This window comes from Brevibacillus sp. JB24b, assembly GCF_051713385.1.
In the GTDB taxonomy this organism is placed as follows: Bacteria; Bacillota; Bacilli; order Brevibacillales; family Brevibacillaceae; genus Brevibacillus_B; species Brevibacillus_B laterosporus.
Genome location: NZ_JBNVQV010000001.1, coordinates 2,923,213 through 2,946,647, shown reverse-complemented (window position 1 = coordinate 2,946,647; position 23,435 = coordinate 2,923,213). Strand labels below are relative to the sequence as shown.

General features: G+C 41.3%; 1 protein-coding gene (running past one end of the window). It reads left to right on the top strand.

All coding sequences use genetic code 11. The features are described from left to right. The first annotated feature begins 425 nt into the window (after window positions 1-425). Window positions 426-23,435 carry the 5' portion of a non-ribosomal peptide synthase/polyketide synthase gene (locus tag ACQV1I_RS13835; RefSeq protein WP_116333941.1) on the top strand. It continues 13,530 nt past the right edge of the window, so the window shows 23,010 of its 36,540 coding nt (coding positions 1-23,010); the start codon lies at window positions 426-428; its stop codon lies off the right edge, out of view.

The window sequence follows — 23,435 nt, the reverse complement described above, 5'->3', positions numbered from 1 at the left end:
AATGAGTCGTAAATGTTCAATTTTCTTAAATAATATTTTTATGCAATATATGAATAAGGTTAAAGGTTTGCTGATGCAACAATATATCGTTCACTAAGGAAGGAGATCGAGTATGGTAGCATACAACCGTTTCAATTATCCTTGAGTAAAAGAGGTGATGGTACATATTTGGTAGATTTATAGATTCATGTACACAAAAATTTTTTCTCATATCCTATTGATTTATCTGCATAAATAACGCTCTTTCCATCCACAAGCAATTCCTACATCTCTAGACAGAAATCCCATAAATCATAGATTAACGCGCGTCATTTTTCCTAAACATACAGTCAAACACTGCAACATGCTGGTAGCATCTACATAAGTAAGCAATCATAGTATTTTTTATCCCTAAAACTATAATTTCTAACAAGAGGTGCAGCAATATGAATAAGGACTTGATTCAATTATTTCCGTTGACTCAGCCTCAACAAAGGATTTGGTACTCTGAGTTACTTTATCCAAACACGGGTGTGTCGACGATTTCATTGACAATTAAAATGAAAGGCAATATTAATCTGGGTGCCTTGCAACAAGCTTTAAATATGATTATTTGCCGGCACGATGTCTTTCGGATTAAAATAACAGCTCAGAATGGGTATCCACAACAATATCTGGAGGAGTATAGCGACAAAACATTCGAATGTTTTGATTTTTCTGGAGTTGATGGGGAAGCTCAGGCACTAAAATGGTTGGATCAGCACAGTCGTACACCGTTTGAACTTTTACATTCAGATTTGTATCAATTTGTCATTTGCAAGATTAGCGACCAAGAATATTGGTACAATGTCAAAATTCATCATATTGTTTGCGACGGTATCTCTGCAAGAATGTTCATTAATCAAGCAAACGAATACTATTCCCAGATTGCTAGTGGCCAGCTTCCAGAAATAGCAGAGAATCATTCTTATTTCGACTTTATACAAACGGAGCAAGAGTATGAGGAATCAGACCGCTATCAAAAGGATAAAACGTATTGGGTGGATAAATTTAGCACCTTACCTGAAGTGATAGGGTTTAAATCATATAATCCTTTTACCTTAAGCACAGCTGGAAAAAGAAAAAATATAATCTTAGAAGATAGCTTGTATCATAACCTGTACGAGTTTTGTAAACAGACTAAGAATAGTATGCTTACAGTCTTTATGACTGCGTTGTACATCTATATGCATAAAAAGACAACACAGAACGATGTTTCAATTGGTACATTCTATGCGAACAGAACTACCAAAAAGGAAAAAGAAATGTTAGGAATGTTTGTTAGTACAGTGCCAACACGAGTATACGTAGATCCTGACATGGACTTATCTTCTCTTTTACAAGTTGTATCAAAAGAGCAGGTTTCGATCCTACGCCATCAAAGATTCCCATACAATCGAATGATGGAAGACTTACGACAAACACATCAACATAAGGACCTGCAACGTCTTTTTGGTGCTTCCGTACAGTACCGCGCCATGAATTATTCGCAGTATGAAAATGTTGGAATTGAGGTTGACGAGAATTTTTGTGGAGACGTCATAAATGACTTTGAAATGAATGTTATTGAATTAGACGATCATAAGATTCTGTTTCAACTAAATTATCGAGCAGAGTTGTTTACAGAAGAGGAGATGGAACAACTAGTTCAACAGTTCTTTATCATTATTGAAACAATCATTCATCATCCTACTTCAAAAATTGCGGACATCTCGTTGCTTCGAGAAGAAGAGAAGAATTATATTTTATCAGTATTTAATAACACTCAAGCGGACTATCCACGTGAAAAACTGATTCATCAACTGTTTGAGGAACAAGCAGCACGTACACCAGAGCAAGTGGCTGTCATTTGGGAAGGGGAACAACTCACTTATCAGGAATTAAATGAAACCTCCAATCAACTAGCGTATTTTTTAAGAGAGAAAGGGGTTACTGCTGATAGTGTTGTTTCCATTATGGCAGAGCATTCCTTGGAATTGGTTGTAGGGATTCTCGCCATTTTAAAAGCCGGAGCTACCTATTTACCAATTGATCCTGATTATCCAGAAGATCGAATTCAGTATTTGCTAGAGGATAGTCAAACAACTATTTTGCTAACGCAGCAAAAATTTTCTACTAAATGTACTTTTAACAAAGAGATTTTTTACTTAGACAATCAAGAGCTATATCAGGGAAGTACTGCCAATCTTGAACATATAAACGACATGTATGATCTAGCTTATATCATTTATACCTCAGGTTCCACTGGAAATCCGAAGGGAGCTATGATCACTCATCAGGGGCTTGTCAATTATATTTGGTGGGCTAGAAAAGTGTATGTACAAAATGAGACTGTTCATTTCCCACTTTATTCGTCCATTTCGTTTGATTTGACCGTCACGTCTATATTTACCCCTCTTGTTTCTGGGAATACGATCTACATTTATAGTGGGGAAGACAAGGTACAGGTTATTCAAGACATTCTTACAGATAATAAAGTTGGAATCATAAAACTAACCCCTACACATCTAAAACTAATCGAAGAATTCGATGGTACGAACAGTAATGTTAGAAGATTTATTGTTGGTGGCGAAAGCTTACATACGCAGCTCGCTAGCAAAATAGATCGTAATTTCGGTGGGAATGTCCAAATTATGAATGAATATGGACCTACGGAAACAGTAGTAGGCTGCATGCTCTATGTATTTGATCCGAATAATACTTCACATAACTCTGTACCAATTGGTGTACCCGCCGACAATGTAAGGATCTATCTATTAGATACAGCATTGCAGCCAGTGCCAATTGGTTTCATTGGAGAGATGTACATTGCTGGGGATGGGGTTGCCAGAGGCTATTTAAATCGACCTGAGCTAACCGCGGAAAAATTTATAGAAAACCCCTTTAGACCTGGGGAAAGAATGTATCGAACAGGTGATCTTGCGAGATGGTTGCCAGATGGAAATATGGAATATGTCGGCCGAATTGATCACCAAGTAAAAATCCGTGGCTACCGTATTGAGCTTGGCGAAGTCGAAGTACAGTTATTGAAAATGGAAGCAATAGAAGAAGCAGTGGTAGTCGCTAGAGAAGATGCACACGGTCAGAATCAATTGTGCGCGTATTTCGTAGCAAACAAGCTATTGACAGTAAGCGAGCTAAGAGCCGAACTTTCACAAGAGCTACCTACGTATATGGTTCCATCCTATTTTGTACAATTGGATAAAATGCCACTGTCTCCAAATGGCAAGATTGATCGTAAAATGCTACCAGCACCAGAGGAGAGTATCCAAACGGGTGTAGAATATGTAGCACCTCGCACTGCTATGGAACAGACATTGGTATCTATTTGGCAAGCTGTATTAGGAGCTAAGAAAATTAGTGTATTAGATAATTTCTTTGATCTGGGAGGAGACTCCATTAAGTCTATCCAGATCTCTTCAAGGATGCTTCAGGCAGGCTTTAAGCTGGAAATGAAGGATTTGTTCAGCTATCCAACCATTGCACAATTGGGTCGACATATTCAGCTTATTACGAAAATTGCTGACCAGGGTGAGGTAGTGGGGGCTACCTTACTGACCCCGATTCAGCATTGGTTCTTTGAACAAAAACTAGTTGAACAACATCATTATAACCAAGCTTTCATGCTTTTCATGAATAAAGGTTTTGATGAAACAGTGCTTCGCTCAGTCATACAAAAGATTGCCATTCATCATGATGCATTACGAATGGTAGTTCGTGAAACAGGTAATGGATATGAGACTTGGCATCGAGGAGTAGAAGAGGGTGAGCTTTATAGTCTTGAAGTAATAGATTTGAGAGATGAAACAGACTGCACCCAAACGATAGAGACAAAAGTAAATGAAATTCAAAGTAGCATTTCTCTGACAGAAGGTCCATTTCTCAAATTGGGACTGTTCCAATGTCAAGAAGGGGATCACCTACTGATTGTCATTCACCATTTGGCGGTAGATGGAGTTTCGTGGCGAATTTTATTCGAAGATATCGCGAGTGGCTATGAACAAGCCCTAAAAGGTGAAGCAATTAGTCTCCCACAGAAAACGGATTCCTTCCAAACGTGGGCCGAGCAACTATCTCTTTATGCAGACAGCGAGGAATTACAAAACGAAGTATCATACTGGCAACAGATTGAACAAATAGATAAGACAGATTTGCCAAAGGATTTTAACCAAGAACAGTCAGTTGTTGGAGAAAGTCAAATCATAGCAGTACAGTGGACGGAGCAGGAAACAGAGCAGTTGCTAAAACAAGCAAACCGAGCCTACAACACAGAGGTTAACGATTTATTGCTTACAGCTTTGGGAATGGCTATACACGATTGGACTGGTACAGAGAAAGTGCTGGTGAATGTAGAGGGACACGGTCGTGAATCCATTATTCAAGATATTGACGTTACCCGTACAGTAGGTTGGTTTACAAGCATGTATCCTGTTGTTCTTCAGATAGGAATAGATCAAGATGTCTCTCAACGGATTAAACTAGTCAAAGAAATGATGCGTCAAATTCCACATAAGGGGATTGGTTATGGTATTTTACGCTACTTAACCGACTCTGAAGATAGAGACATAGGCAGAGCAGAGCCTGAGATCAGTTTTAACTATTTAGGTCAATTTGATCAGGATTTACAGCATAATGCTCTGCAACTGTCGAATCATTCAAGTGGAGCATTTGTAAGTGGACAGGCAGCGAGGAAATATACACTTGACTTGAATGCAATGGTCACTGGTGGATCGTTAAAACTTACAATTAGTTACAGCGCCACTGAATATCGCAAAGAAACAATGGAGCGATTAGGGGAACTATTACGTGTAAGCCTACATCAGGTGATTGTACACTGCGTAGCGAAAGAACAGGTAGAATTAACGCCAAGCGATCTGTTGTTAAAAGGACTGACTGTTGAGGAATTTGACCGGTTTGTTGCACAAACGAAGCATATTGGCGAGATTGAGAATATTTACTCCTTGACACCGATGCAGAAAGGTATGATGTTCCACAACCTGATGGATTCACAGTCAGGGGCGTATTTTGAACAATTAACGTTTGAAATACAGGGAAGCTTTGATGTCATTACTTTTGGTAAAAGTCTGGATTCCCTCACACAAAGACATGCAACATTGAGAACCAACTTCTACAGTGGATGGAAAGACGATCCTGTTCAGGTCGTTTATCGACAAAAGAGCAGTGAGCTATACTATGAAGATTTGCGCGAATTGGACGAGGTAGATCGTGAGTTGTACCTGACTACCTTTACCAGCAAGGACAAAGCAAGAGGATTTGACTTGGCTGAAGATTCTCTGATGCGTGTTTCGATTTTACGTACAACAGCAGAAACCTATCATTTCATTTGGAGCTTCCATCATATTGTGATGGATGGCTGGTGCTTGCCAATAATGACTAAAGAAGTGTTTGAGGGCTACTCTGCTATTCTGCAAAAAAGACAACCTGAGTTGGAGGACGTAACGCCATATAGCCAGTACATCGATTGGTTAGAGCGTCAAAATCAAGAGGATACAATCAAATATTGGAGCAATTTTTTGGCAGACTACGAGAGTCAAGCTCTCTTGCCAAAAGAGAAGCCCCAGAACAGAGAGGGCTACTCTGCTAAGAAGTTGACTAAGGTGCTTACTAAGACACTGGTTGCCCAAATGAATCAAGTCGCGAAGCAACATCAGGTGACAATCAATACGTTCATGCAGACTGCATGGGGCATTTTATTACAGAAATATAATGGTAATCAGGATGTTGTTTTTGGTAGTGTTGTTTCGGGAAGAAGCGCCGATATTCCAGGTATTGAAGGGATAATTGGCCTATTCATTAATACCATTCCGGTACGGATTCGTTGTGAAGGGGAAGAAACGTTAGGCGAAGTATTGCGAAAAGTGCAAGAGCAGGCTTTGGAATCGCATGCTCACGATACACATCCTCTCTATGACATTCAAGGTCTGACTACACAAAAACAGGATTTAATTAACCACATCATGGTGTTTGAGAATTATCCTGTGGAGAATGAGATGGGACAATTGGGAATTGGTAAACAAGCCAACTTCACGATTGTAGATGTAAAAGTAACAGAACAAACAAACTATGATTTCAATATAGCTGTAGTACCGGGCGAAGAGATGAAGCTTTTACTGGATTATAATGCGCATGTATATGATGAAGCAGGCATTGAGCGAATCGCGATGCACTTTGTTCATATGCTGGAGCAGATCATTGAAAATCCACATGCCCGCGTAAATGAATTAGAAGTTGTGACACCTATTGAGAAAGCGCAGCTTCTCGATGTGTTCAATGATACTCAGGCGACCTATCCGAGCGAGAAGACAGTGTACCAGATGTTTGAAGAGCATGTAGAGAGAACCCCTGATCAAGTAGCGGTCGTTTATGAAGAAAAACAATTGACTTATCGTGAATTAAACGCGAAAGCAAATCAACTAGCACGAACCCTGCGGGCAGAGGGAATTCAGGCAAACGATTTAGTCGGAATCATGGTAGAACGATCTTTAGAAATGATAATAGGTATCTTTGGGATATTAAAAGCTGGAGGAGCCTACGTGCCAATTGATCCAGAATATCCAGAAGAGCGTATTCGTTATATGCTGGAGGATTCCGGGGCAAAGCTGCTGCTCATCCAAAGTCATTTGCAGGAGCATATCGCATTCAATGGAACACTCCTAATGCTCGATGATGAGATAGTGTACAGCGCTGACGATACCAATGTTGAACCAATCACTGGACCTAATGATTTGGCTTATGTAATATACACATCTGGAACAACGGGCAAACCAAAAGGTGTCATGGTGGAACATCATGGGCTGTGCAATCTACAAACGTATTTTGAATACAATTTGGGACTGAGCGCCGATGATCGAACCGTGCAGTTTGCCAGCATGTCATTTGATGCAGCGTGCGCAGAGTTTTTTAAAGCATTTATTTGTGGCGGAACACTATATATACCTTCTACTTCCGTCATTATGAATTATCGTTTGTTTGAAGACTATATAACTACCAATCAAATTACTGTCGCGGCCTTGCCTCCTACTTATGCAATTTATCTGGAGCCAAGCAATATGCCTAGTTTAAAAACGTTGATCACTGCTGGATCCGCTTCCTCTGTTGAGTTAGTGCAGAAATGGAAGGATCATGTGTCGTATTTTAATGCCTATGGTCCGACTGAAGATACGATTTGCTCTTCCGTATGGTCTTATGACCAAGAGTCTATGTCTGAAAAAGTTGTACCTATCGGTCGACCTCTTAAGAACCATCGGATCTATATTGTTGATGCAGACGGTCATTTACTACCTATCGGTGTTCCAGGCGAGCTATGCATCGCTGGAGTAGGTCTAGCACGAGGTTATCTGAATCGACCAGAGCTTACAGAAGAAAAATTTGTTAATAGCCGTTTTAGAGAAGGCGAGCGAATGTACAGAACGGGCGATCTGGCTAGATGGATGTCAGATGGTACCATTGAATATTTGGGTCGAATTGATCATCAGGTAAAAATCCGTGGGTACCGTATTGAGCTTGGTGAGGTTGAAGCGCAGCTGTTGAAGATAGATTCGGTTCAAGAAGCGATTGTCATAGCCAGGGAAGACGAGGCAGGGCAAAAGCATTTATGCGCCTATTTTGTTGCTGAAACCCAGCTGAGTATGGCTGAACTCAGAAGCGAATTATCTCATGAATTACCTACTTACATGATACCGACCTACTTTGTGCAATTGGAGCAAATGCCACTTACTTCAAATGGAAAAATTGATCGCAAAGAGCTACCTGCACCTGAAGAAAACATGCACACCGGGGTGGAATATATTGCTCCTCGGACAGAAGTGGAGCAACTGTTGGTATCCATTTGGAAAACGGTTTTAGGAAGTCAGCAAATAGGTATCATGAATAATTTCTTTGATCTGGGAGGCGACTCAATAAAAGCAATCCAAGTCTCTTCTAGATTACTTCAATCAGGATACAAGTTGGAAATGAAGGATTTGTTTACATATCCAACTGTAGAAAAGCTAAGCCCACAGCTTCAACTGATTAGCAAAATAGCAGATCAAGGGGAAGTAAAGGGTCAAATAGATCTTACACCAATACAGCGGTGGTTCTTTGAACAGATGCCGGTTGAATCGCATCATTTCAATCAAGCATACATGTTATATCGGAAGCAAGGGTTTAAAGAGTCTGCACTTCGTGAGGTAATGCAAAAGCTTGCATCTCATCATGACGCTTTGCGAATGGTATTTAATCAGACTGAGAGTGGGTATGAGGCGCGAAATCGCGGCGTAGATGAAGGGGATTTATATACTTTAGAAGTGTTTGATTTCAAAGAGAAAGCAGATTGCTCTAAGCTGATTGAAAAGAAAGCAAACGAAATTCAAAGTAGCATCAACATAAATGAAGGGCCGCTCCTGAAACTTGGTTTGTTCCATTGCTCAGACGGAGACCATTTATTGATTGTTATTCATCACTTAGTAGTAGACGGAATTTCATGGCGAATTCTATTCGAAGATCTTGCTACAGGTTATGAACAAATAATGAATGGAGCAGCCATTCAATTACCACAAAAAACGGATTCATTCCAAACATGGGCCGAACAATTATCTTTCTATGCAAATAGTGAAGCTATGGAGAGGGAACAAAAGTATTGGCAACAAATTGAGCAAATAGAGATGCCACTATTTCCAAAGGATAGTCCACAGGCGAAGAAGCTGGTGCGAGATAGTGAAATTGTTACCGTTCAATGGACTGAGCAGGAAACGGAACAATTGCTAAAACAAGCGAATCGTGCGTACGGAACAGAAGTAAATGATCTGTTACTAACTGCACTTGGGATGACAATCCATGCATGGACGGGAATGGAGCAGGTCTTCGTTAATCTTGAAGGACATGGTAGAGAAGCTATCATTGAGGATATTGATATCACTCGTACAGTAGGGTGGTTTACAAGTCAGTACCCAGTAGTTGTAGAGGTACAAGCGGATAAGAACCTATCTCAAAAAATCAAGACAATAAAGGAAGGGCTACGCCAGATTCCTAACAAAGGGATTGGGTATGGCATCTTGAGATACTTATCTACACTGCAAGACAATCCTATATTCAAACTAGAACCTGAAATTAGCTTTAATTACTTAGGTCAGTTTGATCAGGACTACCAAAACAATGAGATGCAATTATCATCGTATTCAGTTGGAGACGTAGTAAGTGAGCAGTTAGAAATGAAAACCGCTTTGAATATAAACGGTATGATTTCTAATGGGCGCTTGGAGATGTCAATCAGATACAGTAGCAAAGAATACAAGAAGGAAACAATGGAAGAAGTAGCTATGCTGCTACAAGCATCGTTACAGAATGTGATTACACACTGCGTGACGAGAAAACGCACAGAACTTACTCCGAGTGATGTGTTGTTAGCTGATCTGAGCATTGAGGAACTTGATCAGATAGTGGAACAAACACAGGAAACAGGCGAAGTGGAGAACGTATATGAATTAACTCCGATGCAGAAAGGTATGTATTTCCACAGCCTGATGAATCCACATTCAGGTGCTTATTTTGAACAAACAACCTTTGATTTGACGGGAAGCTTTGATATCAATGCGTTTGCTAAAAGTTTAGATGCATGGGTACAAAGACACGAGGCATTACGAACAAATTTCTACAATGGCTTAAAAGACCAGCCAGTTCAAGTGGTGTACCGATATAAAAAAGGTGAACTTTACTACGAAGATTTACGTGAAATGGATACAGCTACACGTCAATCCTATGTCGCTACTTATACGAGTGAAGACAAAGCAAAAGGATTTGATTTAGCCAAAGATTCATTGATCCGCGTATCAATTCTTCGCACAGAGGAAGAAAAGTACCACTTTATTTGGAGCTTCCATCATATGGTGATGGACGGTTGGTGCGTGTCTATCATGGTCAAAGAAGTCTTTGGTGGCTACATTGCAATTCGGGAAAATAGACAACCTGAGTATGCTACTCTAACTCCGTATAGCCACTATATTGAATGGCTAGGACGTCAAGATCGAGAGAGTGCAGCTAGTTACTGGAGCGAGTATTTAGCCGGGTATGAACAGCAAACGTTGTTGATCAATGATAATAAGCAGGGTAAGGAAGACAATGCTGATGGTTATGCAGCAACCAAATTAAACTACACGTTTAGTAAAGAACTTACCAAGAGATTGGATCAAACAGCTAAGCAGAATCAAGTAACAATTAATACATTGATGCAGACGGCATGGGGAATTATGCTCCAGAAATATAATAATCACCATGATGCTGTGTTTGGTAGTGTCGTTTCTGGAAGACCAGCTGACATACCTGGTGTTGAAAATATCCTTGGTCTGTTTATCAATACAATCCCGGTCCGTATCCGTTGTGAAGCAGACGAAACGGCTGTACAGGTAATGAGAAGGATTCAGGAACAAGCATTGGCATCTAATGCGTTTGATACCTATCCGCTCTACGATATTCAGGCGCTTACAGAACAAAAACAGGATTTAATCAATCACATTATGGTGTTTGAGAATTATCCAATGGAACAGCAGATTGAGGAATTGGGAAGCACTGGACAGTCAAAATTTGCAATTGGCAATATCGATACGGTAGAACAAACGAACTATGACCTTAACCTGATCATCATGCCTGGCGAAGAATTGGGAATTTGCTACGGCTATAACACCTTAGTATATGATGAAACGAGCATTGAACAAATACAGGGTCATTTTGTTCACATTGTCGAACAAATCGCTTCCAACCCGCAACTACGTGTAAGTAAATTAGAATTGGTTACTGCAACTGAAAAAGAACAAATTTTATCTGTATTTAATGATACAAAAGAGATTTATCCGCAGGACATAATGCTTCATCAATTGTTTGAATGCCAGGTGGAACGTACACCAGACCAGATGGCGATTGTTTGCGAAGAAGAAAAGCTTACCTATCGTGAATTAAATGAACGGGCTAATCAATTAGCGAGAACATTGCGAAAGCAAGGTATAAAATCCGATCAATTAATAGGAATCATGGCTGAGCGGTCGCTAGAAATGATCGTCGGGATGTTAGGGATTTTAAAAGCTGGCGGGGCTTATGTGCCGATCGATCCTGAGTATCCTGAGGAACGCATCAGCTTCATGCTTGAGGATGCGCAAGCTGCATTGCTCCTGACACAACGTCATCTACAGGATCGAGTATCGTTTACAGGTACAATTCTATTGCTAGATGAGGAAACATCTTACCAGACAGAAGCTTCGAATCTGGAACCGATACATGGACCACAAGATTTGGCTTATGTCATCTATACTTCGGGGACAACAGGTAAGCCTAAGGGTGTTATGGTAGAGCATGCAAGCATTGTAAACACGATTCTTTGGAAGGCTGACTCTTATCAGTTTTCAACGGAAGATCGTGTGCTGATGGTAACTCCATTTGTATTCGATCCATTCCTTACACATTTATTCGGACCTTTGGTATCGGGATCAACCGTATATGTACTGCGTGACGAAGAAAGTAAGGATCCTGAAGCGATCAAAACAGCAATTACTCAGCATCAAATGACACACTTCCAAAGCTCACCTAGCTTTTTATGGGCGATTGTCGAGACAATGAAACCACAAGATTTACAGTCAGTAAAAAATATCGTAGTTGGTGGAGAGAAGATCGTTGCTTCACTTGTTAAAAAAGTGACGGAATTGAATCCGAACATTGAAATTTGCAACGAATATGGTCCGACAGAAAGTAGTGTAGTTACTACATCACTATCAATTACGAAACCAGAACAGGAACTGTCAATTGGAAGACCAATTGCAAACAAACGTGTTTATATCGTAGATCAACACAATCAGCTTCAACCAGTTGGCGTAGCCGGTGAGTTATGCATAGCTGGTGCAGGATTAGCTAGAGGTTATCTACATCTTCCAGAGCTTTCAAGAGAGAAATTCGTGGAGAATCCATTTGCACCAGAAGAGAAAATGTATAAGACTGGGGATTTGGCGAGATGGCTACCAGATGGAACCATTGAATATTTGGGACGTATCGACCATCAGGTAAAAATTCGTGGGTATCGTATCGAGCTTGGCGAGGTGGAAGCACATCTGTTACGAATCGATTCTGTGCAAGAGGCGATTGTGGTTGCACGGGAGGAGCAAGAGGGGCAGAAGCATCTATGCGCGTATTTCGTAGCAGATAAGCAGTTAACTGTAGGTGAGATTCGAAGCGTAATGTCTCAAGAATTACCTAGCTTTATGATTCCAGCTTTCTTTATGCAAATAGAACAGATGCCTCTAACTACAAATGGAAAGATTGATCGTAAAGCATTGCCTGCACCAGAGGGTGGCTTGCAAACAGGAGTAGAGTATGTAGAGCCGCGTACACCGGTTGAGCAAACACTGGTTTCGATTTGGCAGGCTGTATTGGGAAGCCAACAGATTGGTATTTTAGAGAATTTCCTAGATCTTGGGGGAGACTCTATCAAAGCCATTCAGGTTTCTTCCAGATTACTTCAAGCAGGATATAAGCTTGAGATAAAAGATTTGTTTAAATATCCAACAGTTGCTCAATTAAGCCCACATCTTCAATTGGTTAGCAAAATTGCAGACCAAAGGGAAGTGGTTGGTGCGACAAAATTAACACCAATTCATCACTGGCTTTTTGAACAAAAATCAGCTGAACCACACCATTTTAACCAAGCGGTTACCTTGTATCAGAAGCAAGGATTCGATGAAGTGGTACTGCGTCAAGTAATACAAAAGATTGTGGAACATCATGATGTTCTGCGGATGGTTTTCCGAGAAACCGGCGATGGGTATGAGGCTTGGAATCGCGGGGTGGATGAAGGGGAGCTATATAATCTTGAGATAATTGACCTGAGAAACGTGATTGAACTAGCACAGGTAATTGAGGCGAAAGCAAACGAGATTCAAAGTAGTATCAACATAACAGAAGGCCCATTAATGAAGCTCGGACTATTTAAATGTTCCGATGGCGATCATTTGCTGATAGTGATTCACCACTTAGCAGTAGATGGTGTCTCTTGGCGAATTCTGTTTGAGGACATTGCGGCAGGTTACGAACAAGCGTTGAATGGACAAGAAATTCGTCTACCTCAAAAAACCGATTCATTCCAAACTTGGGCTGAGCAGTTGTCTCACTATGCCAACGGTCAGACGATGGATGCTGAACGAGCATATTGGAATCAAATCGAACAGATGAAGATGATTCCATTGCCTAAAGATCAGATCCAGAAGGAGTCATTAGTACGAGATGGGGAAATCGTTACTATACGTTGGACAGAGCAAGAAACAGAGCAGCTCTTAAAGCAGGCAAATCGCGCCTACAATACAGAAGTTAACGATCTGTTACTAACAGCGCTTGGAATGGCTATTCATGCGTGGACAGGAACGGAACAAGTAGTAGTCAATTTAGAAGGTCATGGTCGGGAATCTATCCTTCCAGATGTTGATATTTCACGTACAGTGGGCTGGTTCACTAGCCAGTTCCCAGTTGTGTTGGAGACGGGCACGAACAAGAATATCGCTCAGCAGATTAAGACTGTTAAAGAGGGACTTCGTCAAATCCCGCAAAAGGGTATCGGCTACGGGATTCTCAGATACCTTTCTGAGCCCAAAGATGGTATTACATTTAAGGTTGAGCCTGAGATCACTTTTAACTACCTAGGACAATTCGATCAGGATTTGCAGCGCAATGATATGCAATTCTCACCTTATTCAAGTGGAGCAGCTGTTAGCCAAGATAAGGAACGTAGATATACTCTGGATATGAATGGTCTGATTTCCGGAGGAGTATTGGAACTTACGATTGGCTATAACGGTAAGGAATATCAACAGGAAACGATTAAGCATGTTGCTGATTTGTTACGTTCCGGCTTGCAAGAGGTAATTAGACACTGCGTAGCTAAGGAACGTACAGAATTGACACCAAGTGATATCTTGTTAAAAGGTCTGACTGTTGAAGAACTAGAACGTTTAGTGGAGGATACTCAGCAAATAGGTGAGATTGAGAATGTCTACCCGTTGACACCGATGCAAAAGGGTATGTATTTCCACAGTTTGATGAATCCATCGTCCGGAGCTTACTTTGAACAAACAACCTTTGATTTGATAGGAAGCTTTGATGTCGTTGCTTTTGGAAAGAGTTTAGATATCCTGACACAAAGGCATGTTGCATTGAGAACAAATTTCTACGATGGCTGGAAAGACCTACCGGTACAAGTAGCTTATCGAAATAAACGCAGTGAGCTTTATTATGAGGACCTGCGCCAAATGGATAAGGAAAAACAGGATGCTTATCTCACTACCTTCGCGGTTGAAGATAGAGCAAAAGGGTTTGATTTGGCCCAAGATTCACTCATTCGTATATCCATTTTACGTACAGGTGAAGAAGCGTATCACTTGATCTGGAGCTTCCATCATATCGTGATGGATGGCTGGTGCTTATCTCTCATGACAAAAGAAGTGTTTGGTAGCTACTTTGCCATTCGAGGAAATAGGCAGCCTGAGCTTGGAGATGTAACACCATATAGTAACTATATCGAGTGGCTGGCACATCAGGACGATGCTGAGGCATCCGATTACTGGAGTAACTATTTAACCGGTTATGATCAACAAACCTTGTTACCAAAAGGGAAGACGTTACACAAGTCTGAGGGTTATGTTGCTTCGAAGCTTACTCGTCAGCTTGGCAAAGAGCTAACCGAGCGTTTACATCAGGTAGCAAAACAAGCACAGGTGACAATTAATACGTTGGTACAATCAGCGTGGGGAGTTACCTTGCAAAAATATAATGATAGCCAAGATGTTGTTTTCGGAAGCGTCGTTTCTGGAAGGCCAACCGAAATTCCTGGAATTGAAAATATTATTGGTTTATTTATCAACACAGTTCCCGTCCGTATTCGTTGCGCAAAAGAGGAATCTTTTGCAGATGTAATGATACGTGGACAGGAGCAGGCTCTTGCGTCTCAAGCATTTGATACTTATCCGCTATACGATATCCAACGACTAACTGCACAAAAACAAGATTTGATTAACCATATTGTCGTGTTTGAAAATTATCCAATGGGGGAACAAATTGAGCAGTTGGGTGATGGCGATGGTGAAAGCTTTGAGATTGCAAATATCGAAATTATGGAGCAAACCAACTATGATTTCAACCTATCTATCATTCCAGGAGAAAATTTGGATGTTTGCTCAGAGTACAATGCAGTTGTCTATGATCAGGATAGCATTCAACAGATTTTAGGCCATTTTGTACACATTCTGGAGCAAATTGCGGACAATCCACAGATTCTTGTAAACGATCTGGAACTAATAACAGAAAGAGAAAAGACAGAAATCCTTGAAGTATTTAATGATACTGACATGCCTTATCCACGAACATTGACAATTCAACAGCTATTTGAGGCACAGGTAGAAAGTGCCCCAGATCAGGTAGCGGTTGTTTATGAAGGAAGTCAGCTAACATACCGTGAGTTAAATGAAAAAGCAAATCAGCTGGCTCGTACAGTAAGAGCTACTGGAGTACATGCTGATCAATTGATAGGGATCATGGTTGAGCGCTCATTAGAAATGATAGTCGGTATTCTAGGGATTTTAAAAGCCGGGGCCGCCTATGTACCGATTGACCCTGAGTATCCTGAGGAACGCATTAGCTATATGCTGGAGGATGCAGGAGCCAAGTTGCTCGTGACCCAAACTCATTTACAGGAGCGTGTAGCTTTTACAGGAAGAATCGTAATGCTTGATGATGCAGCAGCATATAGCAACGATGATTCCAATCTAGAACCAATCCAAGCTCCAAATCATTTAGCGTATGTGATTTATACATCAGGAACAACAGGTAAACCAAAAGGTGTCATGATTGAGCATCAACAGCTGACAGCAATGGCTCATGCATGGAAAGTAGCCTATGGGTTAGATGAAGAGCGGCCAAAAGTATTGCAGTGGGCAAGCTTCTCCTTCGATGTATTTACGGGAGATTATGTCCGTTCACTATTACATGGCGGAACCTTGATTATATGCCCAAGTCATTCAAGACTAGAACCTGCAAGTATTTATGAGCTAATCAGAGAACATAAGGTTTCTATTTTTGAATCGACACCAGCAATTGCTATACCGCTCATGGATTATGTTTATGACAACCAATTGGATGTTCTTTCATTGAAAACGCTAATTGTTGGTTCCGATCAATGTCCACCAGATGCGTTTGCGAACCTGATAACTAGATTTGGCTCACACATGCGTATTCTTAACAGCTATGGGGTAACAGAAGCGTGCATTGATTCTAGTTTCTTTGAGCAGACGGACTCTCTTCTCGTTATGAATATACCGATTGGTAAGCCGTTACCTAACGTAAAAATGTATGTTTTACATGAAAACAATGTGATGCAGCCAATTGGGGTACCAGGAGAATTATATATAGCTGGAAGCGGTGTGGGACGAGGATATTTGAACCGTCCAGAGTTAACAGCAGAGAAATTTGTAGAGAATCCGTTTGTTTCAGGAGAACGGATGTATCGAACAGGTGACTTGGTAAGATGGCTACCGAATGGCAATATTGAATACTTGGGTCGAATCGATCATCAAGTAAAAATTCGCGGGAACCGAATTGAGTTAGGAGAAGTAGAAACACAGCTCTTAAAAATTGCGAAGATAAAAGAAAATGTAGTCGTTGCCCAAGAAGATCAAGCCGGAAGAAAGTATTTGTGCGCTTACTTTGTAGCAGAACAAAAACTATCTTCGAGTGAGCTAAGAGGGGCATTGTCACAGGTGCTACCGAGTTTCATGGTTCCTTCGTATTTCATGCAAATGGAGCAATTACCGCTTACACCGAATGGGAAAATCGACCGTAAAGCGTTGCCTATCCCAGAAGGAAATGTAGAGAACGAAATCGAATACGTGGGACCTCGCACAGCGGCAGAGCGAATGCTTGTTTCCATTTGGGAAGCTGTTTTGGGTACAAAAGCAATCGGGATCATGGATAATTTCTTTGATCTTGGCGGCGACTCGATCAAATCTATTCAGGTTTCTTCACGCTTATTACAGGCAGGTTTTAAGCTGGAGATGAAAGATTTGTTCCGCTATCCGACTATAGCCGAGTTAAGCAAGCATATTCATTCGGTTACAAGAATAGCTGATCAAGGAGAGGTATTAGGGGAATCGTTGTTGACACCGATTCAACGTTGGTTCTTTGAGCAATCCTATGCAGATCCAGATCACTATAACCAAGCAATGATGTTATACCGGACAGAAGGCTTTAATGAAACAGCTCTTCATAAGGTAATGGACAAAATTACGGAACACCATGATGCGCTACGGATGGTAATTCGCGCTTCTGAAGGTGAGTATAAGGCATGGCACCGTGGAGTAGGTGAAGGAGAATCCTATAGCCTAGAAGTTTTTGATTTCAAAGGCATCGCCAACTGCGCTCAAGCGATAGAAGAGAAAGCAAATCAGTTGCAGGCGAGTATCAACATGAGTGAAGGACCACTTCTAAGGCTCGGTCTATTCCGATGCGAGGACGGAGATCATCTGCTTATCGTGATCCATCATTTAGTTGTAGATGGGGTTTCGTGGAGAATTTTGTTTGAGGATATTGCAAGTGGTTATGAACAAGCAGGTAAGGGAGAGGCCGTTAGCTTCCCGTATAAAACAGATTCGTTCCGTACATGGGCAGAGCAATTATCCCAATACGCAAACAGTGAAAAAATCGAGCTGGAACGAGAATATTGGCAGCAGATTGACCAAACAAAAGCCACTCCATTACCGAAAGATAACAGACAAGTAACTTCGTTGATGAAGGACGTTGAATCTGTCACTGTTCATTGGACAGAGCAGGAAACCGAGCAACTGTTAAAACAAGCAAACCGGGCATATAACACAGAAGTAAATGACTTATTGCTGGCAGCCTTAAGCTTAGCGCTTCATTCTTGGACAGGAATGGAACAAGTGCTGGTTAACATGGAGGGACATGGCAGAGAGGCTATTCTTTCGGATGTCGATATCACACGAACAGTAGGATGGTTTACGAGTCAGTATCCTGTCCTTCTACAGATGAACGCTGGCAAACAGCTGACTACATTAATTAAAACAGTTAAAGAAGGTCTCCGCCAAATCCCGCAAAAGGGAATAGGCTACGGAATCCTAAGGTATTTGTCTGACGGCCATCAGGAGCATACATTCACAGCTGAACCTGAAATTAGTTTTAATTATCTCGGTCAGTTTGATCAAGACTTACAAAACAACGCTATTGAGCTATCTCCTTACTCAAAAGGCTCAGACATGAGTGCAAATGCGACCATGCAATATGCCATGGATATGAATGGCGTGATTTCTAATGGTGCCTTGTCAATGACAATCCATTACAGTGGCAAAGAGTATCATCGCGAAACGATGGAGCAGTTTAGTAAGCTTTTACAAGAAAGCTTACGTGAAGTAATTGAGCACTGCGTATCGAAAGAACGTACAGAACTGACGCCAAGTGATGTTTTACTACGAGGTCTAACAGTAGAAGAGCTTGAACAGATTGAAGTTCAAACCAGACACATTGGTCAAATAGAAAACATATACGCAATGACGCCAATGCAGAAGGGGATGTGGTTCCATAGTCTCATGGATCCACAATCAGGAGCTTATTTTGAACAAACGACGTTTGATGTGCTTGGACGCTTTGATGCTACTGTTTTTGGACAGAGCTTACAAATGCTGTTCCAACGCCACGAGATTTTTAGAACAAACTTCTACAATGGCTGGAAGGACCAACCGGTTCAAGTTGTGTACCAAAATAGAACCCATGCACTTCATTATGAAGACTTGCTGGGAATGGATGAAGTTGAACGCGAATTGTACATGCAAGACTTTATCCAAAAGGACAGAGAAACTGGATTTGACCTTAGTCAGGATACATTGTTGCGGTTGTCCATTTTACGAACAGGTACAGAAGAATACAGAGTCATCTGGAGTTCCCATCATATTCTAATGGATGGCTGGTGCTTATCTCTGGTTGCTCAAGAGGTGTTTGAAAGCTACTTTGCCATTTTGCAAAATAGAGAACCGAAATTGGCAGAGGTACCTCCTTATAGTGCTTATATCGAATGGTTAGAACGCCAAGATACGCAGGAAGCATCTACCTATTGGAGCAGTTATTTGGCTGGGTATGACCAACAAACGACGGTGCCTAAGGAGAAGGTACAAAGGAAAGAAAATCCTGTATTCGACCATCGTTTCTGCGATTTGGGTCAAGAACTGACTGCGCAGATGAATGGGCTAACAAGACAACATCAGGTGACAATCTATACGTTAATGCAGACTGTGTGGGGGTTGATGCTTCAGAAGTACAACGGTAGTCAAGATGCTGTATTCGGAAGCGTGGTTTCAGGAAGACCGGCTGATATTCCAGATGTTGAGAGTATGATTGGTCTGTTCATTAATACCATTCCGATCCGTGTTCGTTCGGAGGCGGGTGATACTTTTACTGAAGTGATGAAACGAAGTCAAGAGCATGCATTAGCATCCCATGCGTATGACACGTATCCACTTTATGAAATCCAAGCCTTGTCTGAACAAAAACAGGATCTGATTAATCATATTATGGTGTTTGAGAACTATCCGATGGAACAGCAAATGGAGCAAGTTGGTGGTAATGATCCAGATGCCTTTAAGATTGCTAACGTTTCGATTGTAGAACAGACAAACTATGACTTTAATCTAAATGTTTTGCCTGGGGAAGAGATTAGAGTTCATATTGAGTACAATGCGACCGTGTTTGACCAAACAGGAATTGACAGGATTCTAGAGCATTTTGTTCATATGCTACAGCAAGTGGTCAAGGATCCATATGTACCTATAAATCAACTGGAACTGGTAACAGCTGAAGAAAAAGCACAAATCTTACATGGATCTCACAATATTGTAGCTGATTATCAAGAAGAGAAGACTGTCCAGCAATTGTTTGAGAGTCAGGTGGAACGTACACCAAATCAAGTAGCAATTGTATGCGAAGGTGAGCAGCTGACTTATCGTGAACTGAATGAGCGAGCAAATCAGTTAGCAAGAACCTTGAGAAGTAAGGGAATACAAGCGGATCAACTGATAGGGATCATGGTTGAGCGTTCTGCTGAGATGATGGTTGGGATTTTAGGAATTCTAAAGGCCGGTGCTGCTTATGTACCGATCGATCCTGAGTATCCTGAAGAACGTATCAGCTACATGCTAGAGGATGCGAGAGCAAACCTATTAGTTACGCAGAGTCACTTACAAGATCGTGTTTCCTTTACGGGAAGTATGGTGATGCTTGATGACTCAGAGGCCTATAGTGAAAATGCTTCAAATCTGGAACCGATACAAGATCCAAATCACTTAGCTTATGTCATCTATACGTCTGGAACAACAGGCAAACCAAAAGGGGTAATGATTGAGCACAAGCAATTGACTGCCATGTCCAACGCTTGGAAATTAGCCTATGGGTTACATGAACAAAATCCAAAAGTCTTGCAATGGGCTAGTTTCGCCTTTGACGTATTCACGGGAGATTATGTACGTGCTCTCTTGAATGGTGGGGAATTAGTGATTTGTCCGAGTCATGCTAGATTAGACCCTGCTAGCATTTATGAGCTAATTAGTAGACATCAGGTTACCATTTTTGAATCAACACCAGCTATAGCAATTCCACTTATGGATTACGTCTATGAGAACAAGCTAGATATCCACACCTTGAAAACGCTGATTGTGGGTTCAGACCAATGCCCTGTAGAAGCTTTTGCTCAGTTACTAAGTAGATTTGGTGACCATATGCGTATTCTTAACAGCTATGGTGTAACAGAAGCGTGCATTGATTCAAGCTTTTATGAGCAGACAAATTCTCTCTTGTCGTTGAATCTACCGATAGGAAAGCCATTGCCTAACGTAAAAATGTACATTTTAGATGAGAATCGTGCTATCCAGCCTGTAGGCATTCCAGGTGAGCTGTATATTTCTGGAATAGGTGTGGGGCGTGGTTATCTGAACCGTCCTGAATTGACATCTGAGAAATTTGTAGATAGTCCATTTGACGACAACGAAAGAATGTACAGAACAGGTGACTTGGTCAGATGGTTAACAGATGGAAACATCGAATATGTAGGTCGGATCGACGATCAAGTAAAGATTCGTGGAAACCGAATTGAGCTAGGTGAAATAGAAGCACAGCTGTTGAAAGTACATTCGATTGAAGAAGTTGTGGTTATAGCCCAAGAAGATTCTGGTGGACAAAAGCAGTTATGCGCCTATTTTGTAGCTGACAAGCATCTTACTGTAAGCGACCTCAGAGCAACATTGGTACAAGAACTGCCTGGATATATGATCCCGTCTTACTTTGTACAGCTTGAGGAGCTGCCTCTAACACCAAACGGAAAAATTGATCGAAAAGCATTGCCTGCTCCAGAGGGTAGCCTGCAAACAGGGGTAGAGCATGTAGCACCACGTACTGCATTAGAAGCTTCCTTAGCGCAAATTTGGGAAGAGGTACTGGGGATCTCAAACATTGGAATAAAGGACAACTTCTTTGAGGTTGGAGGTCACTCGTTACGTGCTACAACGTTAGTGGCCAAAATACACAAAGAGTTGGGGGTAAACGTAGCGTTACGGGACGTATTTAGTTCTCCAACGATTGAGCAAATGGCAGCAGGAATAACAGACATGGAATCTGAAGCTACGTATGCTTCTGTGCCTATTGCTGAGCCAAGAGATTTCTATCCTGTCTCATCCGCCCAAAAACGATTGTATATCTTAGGGCAGATGGAGGGTGGAGAGCTCAACTACAATATGCCGAGTGTCCTTTTGGTAGAGGGCCCGCTTAATCGAACATTTTTAGAGGAAGCCTTCAGAAAATTGATTGAACGTCATGAAGCACTGCGAACTGGATTTGAAATGATAAATGGAATGCCAATCCAGCGAGTGTATCAGGATGTGGAGTTTGAAGTAGAGTATGCACAGGCAACAGAAGCAGAAGCGGAAAATCTCATTCGCGCCTTTGTACGTGCATTTGATTTGGAAAAAGTGCCACTTCTGAGAGTAGGACTCATCGAGCTTGGTATAAATCGACATCTCCTCCTGTTTGATATTCACCACATCGTTTCTGATGGTGCATCATCAAGCATTTTGATACAGGAGTTCGTTCAATTATACAAAGGTGAGGAGCTGCCACCACTTCGAATTCAATACAAGGATTATGCAGTTTGGCAACAAGAGGAAGTACAAAGTAAACAAATGGAGAAACAAGAAAAATATTGGCTAGATGTTTTCCATGGAGAAATTCCAGTTTTGGATATGCCAACTGACTTTGTCAGACCTGCCGTACAAACGTATCAAGGAGACACATTTGAATTCTTTATTGATGAACAACGAAGTAAGGGATTAAAACAAATCGCAGCTCAGACCGGTTCCACTTTATTTATGGTCTTACTGGCTAGCTATTCAGCTATGCTTCACAAATATAGTGGACAAGAGGATGTCATCATTGGAACGCCAATTGCAGGTAGACCTCATGCTGATTTAGAAAACCTGATTGGTATGTTTGTTAATACACTAGCGATCCGGACGCAGCCGGCAGGAGAGAAATCCTTCTATGACTTTGTGCAGGAAGTCAAAGAACATGCGTTAAAAGCATTTGAGAATCAGGAGTATCCGTTTGAGGAACTGGTTGAAAAATTGCAAGTAGCGCGTGACTTCAGTCGAAATCCACTGTTTGACACAATGTTTATCATGCAAAACGTGGAGAATGAGGAACTTGCTATTGAAGGATTAAAATTTACTCCTTATGCAGATGAGCATGGTGTTGCCAAGTTTGATTTAACGTTAAATGCAATGGAAGAAGCAGAAGGCATCAGATGCGGAATGGAATATGCTACCTCACTATACAAACGTGAAACCATAGAACGGATGGCAGAGCATTTCCTACAGGTGATCGATGGTATTATAAGTGATCCACGTGAGAAGCTAGCTACTCTTGAGATGATAACAGCGAATGAGAAGGCATTCATTCTCGAAACATTGAATGATACAGCAGCAGAATATCCACGTGAACAAACGATCCACCAGTTATTTGAAGATCAGGTGGCACGTACACCAGAGCAGGTAGCGGTGGTTTACGAAGGACAACAGCTAACGTTCCGGGAACTAAATGAACGAGCTAACCAATTGGCTCGAACACTACGTGCTGAAGGTGTACAACCAGATCAACTAGTCGGTATTATGGTGGAGCGTTCTTTAGAAATGATGGTCGGTTTATTAGGTATCTTGAAAGCTGGAGGTGCTTACGTACCGATTGATCCAGAATATCCAGAAGAACGTATCCGTTACATGCTAGAGGATGCTGGGGCCAATCTGGTCGTTATGCAAAACCAATTGCATGATCGCTTAGCTTTTGTTGAA